General features: G+C 49.6%; 18 protein-coding genes and 1 riboswitch. Of the genes, 3 read left to right on the top strand and 15 right to left on the bottom strand.

Annotated features, from left to right (window positions below):
- Positions 1–145: 145 nt before the first annotated feature.
- The 10 genes from OYT88_RS12115 to OYT88_RS12070 all read right to left on the bottom strand — a co-directional run bounded on the left by OYT88_RS12115 (position 146) and on the right by OYT88_RS12070 (position 6775).
- Entirely contained in the window at positions 146–691 is a 546-nt protein-coding gene (locus OYT88_RS12115) for a SpoIIIAH-like family protein (RefSeq protein ID WP_274400338.1), read from the bottom strand.
- Between the two features lie 15 nt (positions 692–706).
- Positions 707–1366: a stage III sporulation protein AG gene (gene spoIIIAG / locus OYT88_RS12110; RefSeq protein ID WP_274400367.1), complete on the bottom strand. Its 660-nt coding sequence runs from the start codon at positions 1364–1366 to the stop codon at positions 707–709.
- On the bottom strand, positions 1366–2007 hold the full coding sequence (spoIIIAF, locus tag OYT88_RS12105; RefSeq protein ID WP_274400336.1) for a stage III sporulation protein AF: 642 nt from the start codon (positions 2005–2007) through the stop codon (positions 1366–1368). Before spoIIIAF ends, spoIIIAG begins: the two co-directional genes overlap by 1 nt.
- An 11-nt stretch (positions 2008–2018) precedes the next feature.
- On the bottom strand, positions 2019–3221 hold the full coding sequence (gene spoIIIAE / locus OYT88_RS12100) for a stage III sporulation protein AE (RefSeq protein WP_274400334.1): 1203 nt from the start codon (positions 3219–3221) through the stop codon (positions 2019–2021).
- Positions 3221–3622, bottom strand: coding sequence for a stage III sporulation protein AD (gene spoIIIAD, locus OYT88_RS12095; protein WP_274400332.1), 402 nt, complete (start codon positions 3620–3622; stop codon positions 3221–3223). Before spoIIIAD ends, spoIIIAE begins: the two co-directional genes overlap by 1 nt.
- A gap of 14 nt (positions 3623–3636) precedes the next feature.
- Positions 3637–3840, bottom strand: a complete 204-nt coding sequence (spoIIIAC, locus tag OYT88_RS12090; RefSeq protein WP_274400331.1) for a stage III sporulation protein AC — start codon at positions 3838–3840, stop codon at positions 3637–3639.
- Positions 3841–3880: 40 nt separating this feature from the next.
- Positions 3881–4396: a stage III sporulation protein SpoIIIAB gene (gene spoIIIAB, locus OYT88_RS12085; RefSeq protein ID WP_274400329.1), complete on the bottom strand. Its 516-nt coding sequence runs from the start codon at positions 4394–4396 to the stop codon at positions 3881–3883.
- The gene (gene spoIIIAA / locus OYT88_RS12080; protein ID WP_274400328.1) at positions 4393–5343 is read right to left on the bottom strand and encodes a stage III sporulation protein AA; all 951 of its coding nucleotides are present in this window, start codon (positions 5341–5343) and stop codon (positions 4393–4395) included. Before spoIIIAA ends, spoIIIAB begins: the two co-directional genes overlap by 4 nt.
- 206 nt (positions 5344–5549) lie before the next feature.
- On the bottom strand, positions 5550–6107 hold the full coding sequence (gene efp, locus OYT88_RS12075; RefSeq protein WP_274400327.1) for an elongation factor P: 558 nt from the start codon (positions 6105–6107) through the stop codon (positions 5550–5552).
- Positions 6108–6259: 152 nt separating this feature from the next.
- On the bottom strand, positions 6260–6775 hold the full coding sequence (locus OYT88_RS12070; protein ID WP_274400326.1) for a YqhR family membrane protein: 516 nt from the start codon (positions 6773–6775) through the stop codon (positions 6260–6262).
- 235 nt (positions 6776–7010) lie between these two features.
- On the opposite strand from OYT88_RS12070, the gene OYT88_RS12065 reads away from it, so the two are divergent.
- On the top strand, positions 7011–7973 hold the full coding sequence (locus tag OYT88_RS12065; protein ID WP_274400365.1) for a DUF1385 domain-containing protein: 963 nt from the start codon (positions 7011–7013) through the stop codon (positions 7971–7973).
- Positions 7974–7993: 20 nt separating this feature from the next.
- A complete protein-coding gene (locus OYT88_RS12060) occupies positions 7994–8395 on the top strand; it encodes an SA1362 family protein (protein ID WP_274400325.1) in 402 nt (133 codons plus the stop codon).
- 56 nt (positions 8396–8451) lie between these two features.
- Here OYT88_RS12060 and OYT88_RS12055 read toward each other — a convergent pair whose 3' ends face one another.
- Both OYT88_RS12055 and mntR read right to left on the bottom strand, forming a co-directional pair.
- Positions 8452–9339, bottom strand: coding sequence for a patatin-like phospholipase family protein (locus tag OYT88_RS12055; RefSeq protein WP_274400323.1), 888 nt, complete (start codon positions 9337–9339; stop codon positions 8452–8454).
- A gap of 107 nt (positions 9340–9446) precedes the next feature.
- On the bottom strand, positions 9447–9878 hold the full coding sequence (mntR, locus tag OYT88_RS12050; protein WP_274400321.1) for a transcriptional regulator MntR: 432 nt from the start codon (positions 9876–9878) through the stop codon (positions 9447–9449).
- Positions 9879–10079: 201 nt separating this feature from the next.
- Between mntR and OYT88_RS12045 the strand changes: the two genes are divergently transcribed.
- Entirely contained in the window at positions 10080–10457 is a 378-nt protein-coding gene (locus OYT88_RS12045; protein WP_274400320.1) for a rhodanese-like domain-containing protein, read from the top strand.
- 621 nt (positions 10458–11078) lie between these two features.
- On the opposite strand, the gene gcvPB is transcribed toward OYT88_RS12045, so the two are convergent.
- Genes gcvPB through gcvT form a run of 3 tightly spaced genes read right to left on the bottom strand, consistent with a single transcriptional unit; the run spans position 11079 to position 15007 of the window.
- Positions 11079–12548, bottom strand: a complete 1470-nt coding sequence (gcvPB, locus tag OYT88_RS12040) for an aminomethyl-transferring glycine dehydrogenase subunit GcvPB (RefSeq protein ID WP_274400319.1) — start codon at positions 12546–12548, stop codon at positions 11079–11081.
- Positions 12541–13896 carry an aminomethyl-transferring glycine dehydrogenase subunit GcvPA gene (gene gcvPA, locus OYT88_RS12035; protein ID WP_274400318.1) on the bottom strand — a complete coding sequence of 452 codons (1356 nt, stop codon included), beginning with the start codon at positions 13894–13896 and terminating at the stop codon, positions 12541–12543. Before gcvPA ends, gcvPB begins: the two co-directional genes overlap by 8 nt.
- 13 nt (positions 13897–13909) lie before the next feature.
- Complete coding sequence (gene gcvT, locus OYT88_RS12030; protein ID WP_274400317.1) at positions 13910–15007, bottom strand: glycine cleavage system aminomethyltransferase GcvT; 1098 nt, start codon at positions 15005–15007, stop codon at positions 13910–13912.
- A 173-nt stretch (positions 15008–15180) separates the two neighbouring features.
- A riboswitch (glycine riboswitch) is annotated at positions 15181–15263 on the bottom strand.
- Positions 15264–15353: the final 90 nt, after the last annotated feature.

Below are 15353 nucleotides of genomic sequence, written 5' to 3'. Positions count from 1 at the left end.
ACGACAGGACTGATAAAACGATGCAGCGATAATATGAAATAATGACTCTCTTTTTTCTTCAAAAGAAAACTGCTGCGTCCGTCCGCAACAGTCTCTATTGTACCTAATTATCTTCAAAAAATCTTCAAATCCATTCATTTTCTTACTAATTTTGGGCCAATGCGTAATTGACACTGACGATCTTCCCGGAACCGAGATACTGATTGGCAAGCCTGATCATTGTATTCGCCTGCTGCCCGCTCAGCTTATTTTGTTCAACAAAAATCTGGATCTGATTCCCGCTTGTTTTGACAACGGCATTTTTAAATCCCTTTGCCTGGATAACATCTTCAAGCATCATTTCATTATTTGACAGCGTGCTCATGGATTGCATGGCATCATAAGCCGCACTCACCTCGGACGGGGAACTCTTCCCCGAAGCAATGACGCTCTGATATTTCTGCTCCTGCTGATTTCTTTCATCCGCTTTCTGCAGTTCGATCTCTGCCAATTTATTATCCGCGGCGCTGACGGTGGCAACCGGCTGCCCTTTGCCCGCCGTCGTTTGTTTTGATGAACTTGCCTTTGATGAACCTGCCGAACTTTGAGAAGCACTATTGGACGGCTGACTGGGAGAAGTCAGCGCATAGACTGAGAGGACAACGATTAAACTGAGCATGGTCAGCAACCAGATAGTCTGTTTCTTCAACATATTCAAACTGCCTCCTCATTCATTTTTTTGCAACACTTTAACTTTATAGGAAGGTATGTCCAGAACCGTTGCGACAGCATCCATAATTTTGACCTGAATCGCCGGCTGATCCGCACCGCGGGCTACGACGACTACGCCGCGCACACCCGGCTGTTCTTGTCCGATAACCACCGGTTCTTTGACTCCGTTTTTGTCGACCATAACGACCTGGCTGTCCTGACTATGATCGTTCACCTGGCGCGTGCCCCCTTTTTGATCAGTCTCTTTTGTCTGATTGTCCTGCGTCTTGACGTCATTCTGGTATATTTTTTTCTCTGTAGTAGAAAATGTCACCATGACGGAAACATCGGAAACACCTTGGATCTGCTGAAGAATATTTTTCAGATTCTGATCGACGTAAGATTCATATTTTTCAATCGGGGTCATCGTGCCCTGGCTGATGTTTGACTTTATTTCCGATAAGTTTTTGGCATCCTGGTTACTGAACACCTGGGTACCGGCCGCTTTATTCGTTTTCTGATTTCCGGTGATCATCTTGTTTCCCGCAAGAAGAGCGATGCCGATTAAGGCAATAACCCCCAGCCTGACGAGTATTTCTTTCTGCGTCCTCACGCGTTTGCCGTTTCCGGTCCGTTCACTGCCGAGCCATTCCTTCAGTTTCATTATCCAGTGCATCACGGGACTGAACTTCCTCCTTCCATGTGAAGTGTGATGAGATTTTTATCAATCTCCCATCGCCCGGCAAGGAAGGAGCGAATTTTCTCGATCTGAGCGTTTCTCTTTGCGGAACCTTGATCGGGCGTTCCTTGTCCCACCCTGATGGACACTTCTTTAACAGGACGGACGGTCCGGTCTGAAGCGTCTGAGCTCTGACCTTGGGTTCCCGTCTTTTCAAGGACCACTGCGGCGCTCTGAAGCAGCAGGTCCTGCTTCCCTCCTTGTTTCATCGATAATGTCAGATCTTTAATGCTCACTCCGTACCGCCGATTCAACTCCTCCTTCACAAGATCCTTCATTTGGACAGCTACCTGTTCTTGAATATATGCCGTCTGTGCGCTTTCTATCTCTTTTTTTTGCCCGTCCGTTTCATTTTGTATTTGAACGTTTCCCTGTCCGGCCTTCAAACCGCGGATCAAATCGACAGGATCCAGCTGAAACAGGCGGATAATCGGATCCATCAGCGCCACAATCAGGACAAGTCCGATGACGAACTTCACATATCTCTGAAAGCTGCGGGCCGGCAGCAGAAGTTCCAAAATCACGGCGAAAAGAACGATCACGACCAGCTGAGAGACCCACTCTCCGAGATAGTTCATTGATCCCCCTCCTAACGCACCATCAATGAAAGATTTCCTGCGGTAATGATAATCGTCAGAGCAAGGAAAAACATCAGTGAAACGATGGCAAGAGCGGAGAACAGATAGAGCATGCTTTTCGCCATGATGCCCAGGCAGTCAATGACAGGCCCTCCTCCCAGAGGCTGAAGAACCGCCGCGGCCACGTTGTAAATAAAAGCAAGAGACAGGACTTTTAAAAGCGGAAAGGCCGTGATGCACAGCAGGATCAGCAAACCGGCAATACCGATTGTATTTTTTAACAGGACGGAGGCCCCGATCACCGTGTCCGCTGCCTCCGTAAACATACGGCCGACGACGGGAATAAAATTACCTGTGAAAAATTTGGCCGATTTGGCGATCAGACCGTCGGAGATTGCCGTAGCCGCCCCCTGCACCGACATGACTCCGAGAAAGACGGCGAAAAAAGCGGCAAGCGTGAAGACGGCAACATTTTTCATGAAATCGCCGAGTTTGGTTAATTTATAGTGATCCGATAAAGTACTCACGATGCCGAGCAAGGCGGACATAAACAGAAGCGGGAGGATAAATTTTGAAACAAGCCAGCCTGCGGTATTGACAAGAAAGATAATCAGGGGATGGAAAAAAGAGACCGTGGCGGCGCCCCCCGAAGCAGCTGTCAGGGCAAAAATCAGAGGAATGAGGGCAACGAGAAACTGGCTCATCGCACTTATCGTACCCGTAATATAACCGAGCGCCACTTTGAAACTGTCGAGGAGCAGAATCAGCAGAGCCAGTGTGACAACCATATAAGCTACTTTTGAAACGGTCTTATTTTCAAAAGCAGATTGAATCGCCTGCAGCAAAGTCGAGAAAATGGAAAGCAGAATCAATGTGCCGAGCAGGCGGCCGTTGATCAGAAGCTCATTCAGGAAAAAGCGAAGCAATCCGTCGAACAGTTTATTCATAAATCCCTGCTTGTTCGAGTGGAGGAAACTTTTAAAATCGGGATCGCTTTCAGGAAGAAATCCGTGATAGTCATTCACGACCTTATTCCAATAGGCTTCGATCTGTCCTGTATCGATGTTGTTCAGCTGGGTATCCGACCAGGTCTGCGGCGTCTCTCCCGACTGGGCGGCAAAAGCGGGAGGCCCCTGCGACAGAAGAATACAAAACGCAGCCAGGACCACCGGCAGCAGTTTCATAAAAAAAGGCATATTCTGTTTTATTCGCATTACCCTCCCCCCACCTGCGGCATCAGATTCATGACGGTTTCGACAATCGCCGTCAGTATCGGGATCGCCATCACCAGAATGACGACTTTCCCTGCCAGTTCAATTTTGCCGGCCAGAGCGCCCTGCCCGGCATCCTTGGCAATTTCCGCTCCAAAATCGGAAATATAAGCAACACCGATGATTTTCAGAATGGTGGCCACATAAACATTGTTCAAATGGGCCGTTTCCGCCATTTTGCTGAGCATATTCAAAATGAGCTGGATCTGGTCGACAAGCATGATAAAAATGATAATACCGGCGATCAGGGACAGTAAGAGTGCAAAAACAGGGCTTCTTTCCTTAAGGATGAGCACGAGGAAGGTCACCGCCAGTCCTAAACCGACGATTTGCAGAATATCCATCGTCTTGTCCTTCTCTACATGAAAAGAAAAACGCTTTTAATTTTGTCAAACAAATTGCCGATCAGAGTGGCAGCCATGTACAGAATCACAACAAAGCCGATCAGCGTGACCCACTGGGCCCAGTCGTCTTTTCCCATCTGTTTAAGAACCGTCTGGATCATGGCCACAATGATACCGATGCCGGCTATTTGAAAAATTGTGTTGACGTCCGGTGACATAAGGCTCCTCCTCTCCCGCAAGCGAACTCTGCCCGTTCATTCAAATGAAAAGAAGTACAAGCAGCAATCCCGTTAAAAAGCCTAAATTTCTCATCAATTTCTCATTGGCCGCCTGAGCATTTCGTGCTTCCGCTTCTTCCCGTTCGAGATGGGCCAGCGCCAATTGAATATGTTTTTTCTGGTTTTCCGTATCCTGCGTACCCAAGGTCGCCCCGAATTGCAGAAGGACTTCTTTTTCCGCTTTCTTCAGCGAAGTCTCCGGCCAGAACAGTTCAATGCTCTCGGTCCATGCTTCCCGGAGAGACGGACCGTCCGCATTCAGTTTCTTGTGAAGCCGATCAAAAAATGAAGCAAGCGGCTGAGGAAGCTGGCCGGAAAGATGGCCCGCCAGTTCTTCAATCGGCACCCGTCCGTACACAATTTCAGCCTCGATAGACTGCAGCGCGGAACGCCACTGCCTGATTTCCCGCGGCCGATTGCGGTATTTACCGGCGATCAGCATGCCGGACGCCGTCGACGCGAACAGAATCATGCACGCCCCGAGGATGTGAATCATTGCCACTGTTCCTCCGTCGATGCGATCGAGCGGCCGAGCTGATCGCAGACTGTCAATCTGCAGCCCGATTTTCCCGCCTTTTTCAGCCTTGAAAGGAGGACATACCGTTCAAAAAGCCTTGAGTCAATCAACGGCCTGAGGGTCGGCCTCCTGTTCAGTTGTTCCAGTGACGAGCCGTGAGCCGTGGCGATAACGGCCACACCTGCATTCATAGCTTCGAACAAGGCCTCTGTATCATCTTTCCGGCCGATTTCATCGACGACCAGGACATCCGGACTCATGGATCGGATCATCATCATCATCCCCTCCGCCTTCGGGCAGGCATCAAGGACATCTGTCCGGTCCCCAAGCCGGTTCTGCGGAATCCCCGCCACACATCCGGCGATCTCCGAACGTTCATCGACAATTCCTGTTTTTTGTGCCGCCATATATCTGTCAGGTATGCCTTCACTGATGATCCGTGCCAGATCGCGAAGCAGCGTTGTCTTCCCAGTCTGGGGCGCGCCGATGATCAGCGAACTCCTCCAATGTCCGCTCCAATACAGATAGGGAACCAGCGGGAGCGCAGCGCCGATCTTTTGTTTGGCGAGCCGGATATTGAAAAATGTCACATCGCGAAGGCGCAGAACGCGCCCGTTTTCCGTAATCACGCGGCCCGCAAGCCCGATTCTGTGCCCCCCCTGGACCGTAATGAATCCGCGCCTCAGCTCTTCTTCCAATGCATAAAGCGAATACCCGCTTATTTTCTGAAGCATTTCTTTTGCCTGTTCAGGATGAAAAACCGGCATGTCTTCGTCCCCGGTTTTCAGAACGGCGCCGGACACAATCAGTTCGAGCGGCCGGCCGGCCCGGCACCGGATTTCTTCAAGGTTCTTCTTTTCTTCCTCGGACATCTGCAGAATCACTTTTTGAAAAGGCTCCGGCAAAAAAGACAGAATTTGTTTCATTGCGGACCACCTGCTCTTAATTTCTGGGATTCTTTCGCCGAATGATTGGAGTGTCATCCGGCGTTTTCCGGCACATAACCGGGCGGCCGGGCTCCTTTCCCAAAATATATGCGGGCCTGTACGCAATATGCTTTTCTCGCCGATTTCCATAAAAAAGCCAAAAAAAAGAAGCACCTCCGAAGAAGGTACTTCTGTCTCTCAGTCAATCAGGCCCGCGAAACATAGAGACCCGAACGTGTATCAATAACGAGTTTATCGCCCTCATTGACAAAGAACGGAACGTTGACCACATAGCCCGTTTCCAGAGTCGCGGGTTTCGAGCCGCCCGAAGCCGTATCGCCTTTGATACCCGGCTCCGTCGATGCTACTTCGAGGACAACCGTATTCGGCAGAGCGACACCGAGCGTTTCGCCCTGATAAGACTGGATATTGACTTCCATGTTTTCTTTAAGAAAATTCAGCTGTTCTTTTATCTGGCTTGCATCCAGATCAAACTGCTCAAAAGTCTCCATATCCATAAAAGTATAAGTTGAACCGCTTGAATACAGGTACTGCATCTTGCGGTTGTCGATTCGCGCCGTGTTGACCTTTTCTCCTCCGCGGAACGTTTTCTCCTGAATCGCTCCCGTCCGAAGATTTCTCAGCTTGGAACGGACAAAAGCCGCTCCCTTTCCCGGCTTTACATGCTGAAACTCAATGACGGATAATATATCCCCATCGACTTCAATCGTTAAACCTGTGCGAAAATCATTGACTGAAACCATCGTCTTCCTCCTTTTAAATTGCGCCGCGCCTGACACAAGGACGGGAATCCCCGATGCCTGTCTTCTTGATTCATATCATTGCGGAAACACGCGCCCAAACGGCGCAGACAGGCCGTTTGAGCCAAAGCCACTTTAAATATTTTACCACAGCGCTATTCATTTGAGTAGTTCTCGGAATTTGAATTTTCCTCGATTTTAAAAGCAATCGAATAGCCGATAAAAAGTCCATATAATACAAAGAGGCACAGCGTTGTCGTCATTGTGTTCCAGCCGATTTTTTTAAGCGGCGGAAGGCCCGGAATCCAGGGCTGCAGCGCGAAGAAGACCATGCACCAAAGAAAAATCCCGAAAGCGATGCCAATCCAGATTGTCTCAAACCTGCTGAGCGTCAGCTGATAGAGAAGCGCGAAAGCGATGGAGATCAAGCCGATACAGACAATCGCGATAAACTGGACATAGAAATGCTGCTTCCAGGATCCGAGAGGAAGAGGAGCAAAGAGAAGAGAAGGAGCGACCGATGAAAAATTCAGCAAATGGCAGACGAGTCCGACCGAACTCCAGATCAGCCCGCTGAAAACACCGATGACCGAGGCCCGCCCGAACGATTTTCCCAGGTTTTCCTGTTTGTTTTTTTTCCCTTTTTTCGTTTTCTTTATCCGTCTTGCCATCCTGAATCCCCTTCAAACATCAACTTGAGTTTTTATTATACCCAAAGAATGGGCGATCATGTGCATAAACAGACGGCAAAGTGACCAAACTTGTATAAATGCCGGCTAAAAGTGCAAAACTATTTTTGAAAATGGGTCGCCAGCCTAGAGGTTTTAGGCTATTTCAGGTAGAATATTATTAAGAGGGGTAATGTTTGCCCTCTCCATTATTTGTAGAATCGGGCTGATCATGATTATGAAAAAAAGTCTTCCCGGATACGGCGGTCAGGCAGTTATCGAAGGTGTCATGATGGGCGGCAAATATACAACCGTCACGGCCGTTCGCAGAACAGATCATTCAATAACTTTTTTTGAATGTCCCAAAAATGAAGATCCGTCGCTGACCCTTTTTAAAAAGATTCCCTTTGTCCGCGGCATCATCTCTATTTTTGAAGCGAGTGCCATCGGAACAAAACATTTGAATTATGCCTCCGGAGTTTATGAGGAAGATCCGAATGCCGCAGAAACAGCCGATGCCGCCGCAAAAAACACGGAGAAACTTCACGGTCATGGAACCGTTATCGGACTGGCCGCAATCGGCATTCTGTCCTTCCTTTTCGCCAAATTTGTTTTCACACTCGTCCCGGCGGTTGCGGCCAGTTTCTTTGAACCTTTGATCAGGGGCGGCGTCGGCCAGGTTTTGCTCGAAGGATTCTTTAAAATTATGCTGCTTTTCGGCTACATCTATTTCATTTCTCTGACTCCGATGATCAAGCGGCTGTTTCAATATCACGGAGCGGAGCATAAAGTAATTAATACATTCGAGGACGGCATGGCTCTCACGGTAGAAAATGTAAGAAAACATTCAAGATTCCATTACCGCTGCGGGTCCAGTTTCATTCTCTTTACGGCGGTTATCAGTATATTTCTTTATTTCTTTGTCCCGACCGATCCGCTCTGGCTCCGGCTTGTTTATCGGCTGCTGCTGATCCCGGTGGATCTGGGACTTGCATACGAGATTCTCAGGTTCACAAATAAGGTACGCCATGTTCCTGTCCTTCGCTGGCTCGGCTACCCCGGCCTTTGGGTGCAGCTGCTGACGACAAAAGAACCCGACAGCGACCAGATGGAGGTCGGCATTCGGGCTTTCGAAAGGATGCGGATCCGCGAGACCGCCATTGAAAAAAACAAACCTGTGCTTGTTCATCAAGTGCTTTAATCTTTTGGAGGTGAAGGTCAGTGAAAACGTTCCTGTATTCCCTTGTGTTTTTTCTGATTGTTGCCCTCGGTCTTTTCGGTTTGCTCGCTTCTTTTCTGAACAATTCGACGGCTCTTCTGGTCCAGCTGCTGATCATTGCCGCCATCGCCGCCGCAGGACTCTTTTTTTTCCGACGTCTCGCAGGAGGATCGCGCAATGAAGATCGGGCACGCTACAGAAAAGCGGCAAAACAATCGATAAGGCGCCGCAAGCTGTCCGCATTGAGCCGGAAGGTCCGCGGCATTCATCCGTCAAAGCTGAGAGTTATTTCAAACCGATCGCGCAATTTGAAAGAAGTCTCCCGGCAGTCGATTAAGGATCACGGGCATCTCACGGTGATTGACGGTAAAAAAAATAAAAAGAAAAAACGAGTGCTGTTCTAAGGGCTGCCGGCGGGCCCTAAAAAAGAGAGAAGACGATCCTTCTCTCTTTTTCTGCGCTAATACGACCACTTTTTCAGGAAACGGCTCGTTTCCTCGGCTCCGATTCTGAAAAGCCGCTCCCTTTCCTCCCGGGAAACTTGAAAGTCTTTTGTATTTACCCTATTTACCGGAATAAAAACAACGTTTGATTCCTTCAGTTTTTCAATAGTTTTTTCATCGTGCGCTTCGCCCATGGCGGTAAACAGCCCATGAAACAGCTCCACGGCATTTCTTATTTTCTTCGGTTCCTGAACATAGGTTTCCCTGCTGAGAATCTGTAAGCCGATAAACGGACGCACCGGTAATTCGTTTCCCGGATCAAAGATCCAGAGCGGAAAATTACTGAGAATGCCGCCGTCTACCATCAATGATCGCTCGCCGTTGCCGTCAAATAATGAAACAGGTTCAAAAAAGAACGGAAGGCCGGCGCTCATGCGAACGGCTCTGGCCACCGAGAATGAACCGGGATTCATTCCGTAATCCTTCAGATCGTCGGGGAGAACAGCCATTTTTCCCTTTGAAACATCGGACACGATGATCTTCAGCGATCCCTCGGGAAGATCGGAAAATTTGGCAATACCTTTGGCGGAAAGCAGTTTTTCCAGCCATCGTTCGAGAAAATCTCCGCTGTACAGGCCCATCTTAAAATAGATTCTGAGCCATTTGTAAAACGGGAAAACCATCCGGTTGGGTACCCCAAGCAGCCGGTGCGGATTCAACTGTTCCATAATTTTTTTCATTTCCGCCGATGAATAGCCGGCCGCAAGCAATGAAGCTACTATGGCTCCGGCACTCGTTCCGGCCGCTCTTTTAAACCGGTAGCCGGATCGTTCAAGCATTTCCAATGCACCGACAAAGGCAAATCCCTTGACCCCTCCGCCCGAAAACACAACATCGATCCACATCGCCTTCGCCCCCTTTTCATATTACATTAAATGACGGGGCATAAAAAAAGAGACCGGAAGGACAGACTCCTTCGGTCATTTCTGTTCAAAAACTATTCATTTTTTATTTATTCGCCGATGTCTTCGCTTCTTTCCTTGATCTCAAGCAGCTGCTCGACCCGTTTTGGATCTTCTTCAAAATACTGAACGACATCGCCGATCCGGTCAATCGAATCCCAGCTAAGATGATGCTCAATTCCTTCGACATCTTTATAGACATTCTCATCGTGAACACCGATCAGTTTCAGAAAATCTTCAAGAAGCTCATGTCTGTAGACAAGACGCTTCCCCATTTTTTTACCCTTCGGCGTCAGGATGAAACCCCGATATTTTTCGTAGACGAGATACTGATCTTTATCTAATTTCTGCACCATCTTCGTGACTGAAGAAGAGTGAACGTCGAGCGCTTCGGCAATATCGGAAACCCTTGCATAACCTTTATCTTGTATCAGCCAGTAAATCCGTTCAATATAATCTTCCATACTTGGAGTAGGCGACATCATTGTCTCCCCCTAACAAAGACACCCATTATCACTTCTTCCATGTTACTATAACAGCGCTTAAAAAACAAGAATATCACAGCTTTGGGATCAAATGCACACGCATCCCGGCCGGCACCTGTTTCCGCCGCTCCGCCCGCTTTTAAAAAAAGGCGCAAAAAGTTATAATGAATGTGAAATCGGTTGGGGGGAAGAGTCGACATGGGTTGGATTTTACTGATTGTCATGATCGCTGCCTATCTTGCTTACACTTTTTTGTCAAGATACTTGCAGCACAGATATCTTACGACTTTAAATGAGGTTGATTTTCGGGCCGGATATCGGAAGGCACAGCTGATTGATGTCCGGGAACCCGATGAATTTAAGAGCGGCCATATTCTCGGCGCGAGAAACATTCCGCTCAGTCAGCTTAAAATGCGCAAGTCGGAAATTCGCAACGACATGCCGATTTACCTTTATTGTGCAAACGGCGTCAGAAGCGCAAGGGGAGCGGCTGTTCTGAAAAGGCTTGGTTTCAAAAATCTCTATCAGCTTCAGGGCGGTTTTAAAAAATGGGAAGGAAAAGTAAAAAAAGGCTGAGGGCGAACGGTTCATGATTCATATCCGGCAGCCGAAATGCACTGATACCCTTATATGGAAGCCCTCGTTTCCAGGATGATTGCTGAAAAACGGGCAGCCCTTCCCTGCAGGAAAATCGCTCGATCTCTTGCAGCGCCTGGATATTTCCAATGTTTTTTAGAAAAGAGAGCGTCTCATCGGCTGCATCAGCAACCGCGAGACGCCCTTTTTAGTATGACTTTATTCGGCTGGGCACCTGTCACGTGCGAATCGCAGACCAGACAATGCTGGGCCCACGCATTCGGAAGGCATCAAGTTTGTCTCTGAGTCGACACAATTGAACCCTGAGAAACATTTGCTTCAAAATGGTGAAAAAAAGAAAATCATAAATGGCTCTGCTCTTTTCAGCTCGGCACATACGCCAGCGTATCCTGTCGGATGAGCACGCAAAAAGGCCGGCGCTTTGTGGCGCCGGCCGGTTATCCAAGGTTTACAGTCTCAGAGCAAACCACCCTTCAAAGGGTGGTTTTGACTTTTTCTAACAATTAAGAAGCAATGGAGGGTTCAGTACGCGCTTCGCGGCGTCCTTCCCTCGTCATATCCGTTCCGTCCTGCGGTTTGAAGCTCCCCTGCTGCACCGGATCATTTCGTTTCCTGCGGATCCCTGTAGCGTAAAATCGGATGCCTGGCTGCCCGCGTCTCATCCAGCCTGCGTACAACCGTGTTGTGCGGAGCTTCCTGGACAATCTGGGGACGGCTCACGGCTTCGCGGCTGATCTCAATCAGATGATCGGCGAAAGCATCGAGTGTTTCCTTCGATTCTGTTTCCGTCGGTTCAATCATCATCGCTTCGTCAACGATCAATGGAAAATAGATGGTCGGCGGGTAATAGCCGAAATCAAGAAGACGCTTCGCCATATCGAGAGTCCGCACACCCATTTTCTTTTGGCGGCTGCCCGAAAGGACAAATTCATGTTTGCAGAAACGTTTGAAAGGCACCTCGAAATCTGCAGAAAGACGTTTTAATAAATAATTTGCATTCAAGACGGCGTCTTTTGAAACCCGGCCGAGCCCTTTCCCGCCCATCGTCCGGATATAGGCATAGGCCCTGACATTAATGCCGAAATTACCGTAAAAAGCTTTCACACGGCCTATGGACAAGGGCCGGTCGTCATCGAAGCCGAAACTTCCGTCTTCTTTTTTAATAATGAGCGGCTTGGGAAGGAACGGAGCCAGCTCCTTCCTGACGCCTACCGGTCCGGAACCCGGTCCGCCGCCGCCATGGGGTCCGGTGAATGTTTTATGCAGATTCAGATGGACGACGTCGTAACCCATGTCGCCCGGGCGCGTGATACCCATGATCGCATTCATGTTGGCCCCATCGTAATAGACTTTTCCGCCCGCAGCATGGACGATTTTCGCTATTTCCTGAATATGAGTCTCAAACAGGCCGAGGGTGTTCGGATTCGTCAGCATCAGCGCGGCTGTTCTGTCGTCAGCCACGCGTCTCAGATCCTCCAGATCGACCAGACCGTTTTCATCGGATTTGACGGTCACGGCTTCAAATCCGGCAACCGACGCCGATGCCGGGTTCGTTCCGTGGGCCGTGTCCGGAATAATCACCCGGGTCCGCCGGCTGTCATGATTCGCTTCATGATAAGCACGGATAATCATCAGACCGGTCCATTCGCCGTGTGCTCCGGCTGCAGGCTGCAGTGTCATTTCATCCATGCCGGTAATTTCCTTCAGATTTTCCTGCAGGCGGAAGAGCAATTCAAGAGCACCCTGAACCGTTTTTTCATCCTGATAGGGATGAATGTTCGTCAGCCCTTCAATACGGGCAACTGCTTCGTTTACTTTCGGGTTATATTTCATCGTGCACGATCCGAGCGGATAGAACCCGTTATCCACGCCGAAATTGCGCGCGGACAAAGCTGTATAGTGGCGAATCAGCTGCAATTCGGACACTTCCGGAAACGCCGGTTCCTTTTTGCGAAGATAGTCCTTTTCGATCAATTCGTGAAGCGGCCTGGACGGAACATCCAGTTCGGGCAGGCTGTAAGCGACGCGCCCTTTTTTGGACTGCTCAAAAATAAGCGGCTGATCAGCCATGAATAATCCCCTCCAAAATTTCGGCAAATTTGTCAATCTCTTTTTTTGTCCGCATTTCAGTCACCGCAACCAGCATTTTGTTTTTCCGCGCGTCTGATTGAAGCCCGAGATCATATCCGCCGATAAACCCTTTTTCCAGAAGTTTGTCGTTCACCTCATGCACCGGTCTTCCGCAGTCAATGACAAATTCATTGAAAAATGATCCGGACGTTTCCACACGGATACCTAGGTTTTGAAATAAATCGGCCGCATAATGCGCTTTCTGAACGTTCTGCTCGGCAAGTTCGCGAATCCCTTTTTTCCCGAAAGCAGCCATTGCCACGGAAGACGCCAGGGCATTGAGAGCCTGGTTGGAACAGATATTCGATGTCGCTTTATCGCGACGAATGTGCTGTTCGCGCGCCTGAAGAGTCAGAACATAACCGCGCCGTCCTTCCTCATCGACCGTTTCACCGACAAGCCTTCCCGGAACCTTGCGCATCAGCTTTTCAGTCACCGCAAAGTAACCGCAGTGCGGCCCGCCGAACGACTCAGACAGACCGAGCGGCTGACAATCGCCGACGACAATATCCGCATGAAAGGAACCGGGGGGCGTCAGCAGACCGAGCGCAAGCGGGTTGCTGGAAACAATCAGGTGGGTCTTTCCCGCTGCATGAGTCAGCGATTCAATCTCTTTAAGCGGCTCAATCCGGCCGAAAAAATTGGGATACTGGACAATCACACAGGCCGTTTCACCGTCAATGGCCCGGCCGAGCGCCTCAAGGTCGGTCGTCCCCTGCTTAACCGGAACAGTTACAACATGCAGACGTCTGCCGTGTGCATAGGTGTCCAGCACCTGACGATATTCCGGGTGCACCGCCTCTGAAACGATCACTTTCGTTTTGCGCGTTGCCCCGCTGCTGAGCAGAGCGGCTTCGGCAAGCGCCGTCGAGCCGTCGTACATCGATGAATTAGCCACACTCATACCTGTCAGTTCACAGATGAGCGTCTGGAACTCGAAAATGGCCTGAAGCTCCCCTTGCGACACTTCCGCCTGGTAGGGCGTATAAGCCGTATAAAACTCTCCCCGCGAAATCACACTGTCTACGACTGAAGGAATATAGTGGTCATAGACCCCTGCACCCAGAAAGGAAGGAAGATCAATAGTTGAAACGTTTTTTTTGGCCAATTCAGAAAAAAGACGGACCAGTTCCGGTTCGGACAGCGCTTTTTCTGTCTTAAGCTCCCCTTTAAAACGGATATTCTCAGGAACATCCGAGAAAAGTGCTTCTTCAGAATCTGCACCGATTGTTTTCAGCATCGCCTGCCGGTCATCTTCCGTCATCGGCAGGTAGCGGAATTCTGCCATCCCATTTACCTCCTCATTTTCTTTTATAAAACGGTGTCTTGACAATTTTTGCCTTTTTTCGTTTGCCGCGGATATCGATCTCTACTTCTGTCCCAATGGCTGAAAAGTCGGAATCAATCAATGCCAGCCCCAGATTTTTTCCGAGCGTCGGCGACTGTGTTCCCGTTGTCACGGCGCCGATTTCCGCTGATCCCGAATAGACGCCGTAATGGGTGCGCGGAATGGCACGCTCAATCATTTCAATGCCGACAATTTTACGCGGCACTCCTTTTTCTTTTTGAGCGGCCAGGGCGCCTTTACCTATAAAATCGGACTGCTTTCCCAGTTTGACTGCAAAACCGATGCCGGCCTCGAGCGGCGATATCGTCGGGCTCAGCTCCTGTCCGTACAGCGGCAGCCGTGCTTCAAAGCGCAGCGTGTCCCGTGCGCCGAGTCCGCAGGGCAGCAGCCCGTCCTCTTCACCCGATTCTAACAAGGCATCCCAGAGCTGCGGTGCCCGTTCCCACGGACAATACAGTTCAAATCCATCTTCGCCCGTATAGCCCGTTCTTGAAACCAGAGATGAAATCCCGTCCAGGATCACGTTATCCTTGAAATGAAAATGGCGGATCGCCTTCAGATTAAAAGCCGCGATCTTCTGCAATATTTTCTCGGCTTCAGGCCCCTGAATGGCCAGCAGGGCCGTTTTTGCAGATTGATTCGTCAGTTTTGCACCGCCTTCCAGATGACGCGAAAGCCATTCAAAGTCTTTGTCAATGTTGGCCGCATTGACAACGAGCATAAAAGCTGTCTGCGATAAGCGGTAAACCATCAGATCGTCTACCGTGCCTCCGTCCTCATAGCACATGGCCGTGTATAAAGCGTCGCCCGGCTCGGTCACGGACACATCGTTCGTCGCCATCCGCTGGAGAAACGTCTCTGCACCCGTTCCATCCAGCCGGAATTCTCCCATGTGCGATACATCAAACAAACCCGCCTTGGTTCTGACGGCCTGATGCTCCTGTTTGATTCCCGAAATCTGAACGGGAAGCAGGTAGCCTCCGAAATCGATCAGTTTCGCTCCCATCTTTCGATATGTCTCGTAGAGAGGCGTCGTTTTGCTTTCAGACATTTCTTTTTCTTTCCCTCCCGCTTATTTTTTTCAGGGGATAAAACAAAAAAGGACAGAGAAAAATACCGGTGTATTTTTCTCTGTCCTTAGACCTGAAAGTTTATCATCCGAGCAGCCGGCCGGCCGATCAGACGGTATCCCCTTTGGTGGCTTAGATGCACTCTCCAGAGATGCGTCCCGCATGAGTCTTTTTGCCTGAGAGATTCACTGTTGTTTGCTCCTTCGGCGCCGCTTGACAAAGAGTTCAAAAAGTTCGGGAAAAGAAGAAAAGTTTTTTTGCTGAAAACGTGCAGACGCCGCGCACAGCGCCGAAGCTGCCGCATCCGCAAGTGCGGACCGCAGAATC

The organism is Sporolactobacillus sp. CQH2019, assembly GCF_028765345.1.
GTDB lineage: Bacteria > Bacillota > Bacilli > Bacillales > Sporolactobacillaceae > Sporolactobacillus.
This window is presented reverse-complemented; position numbering and strand designations above follow the sequence as displayed.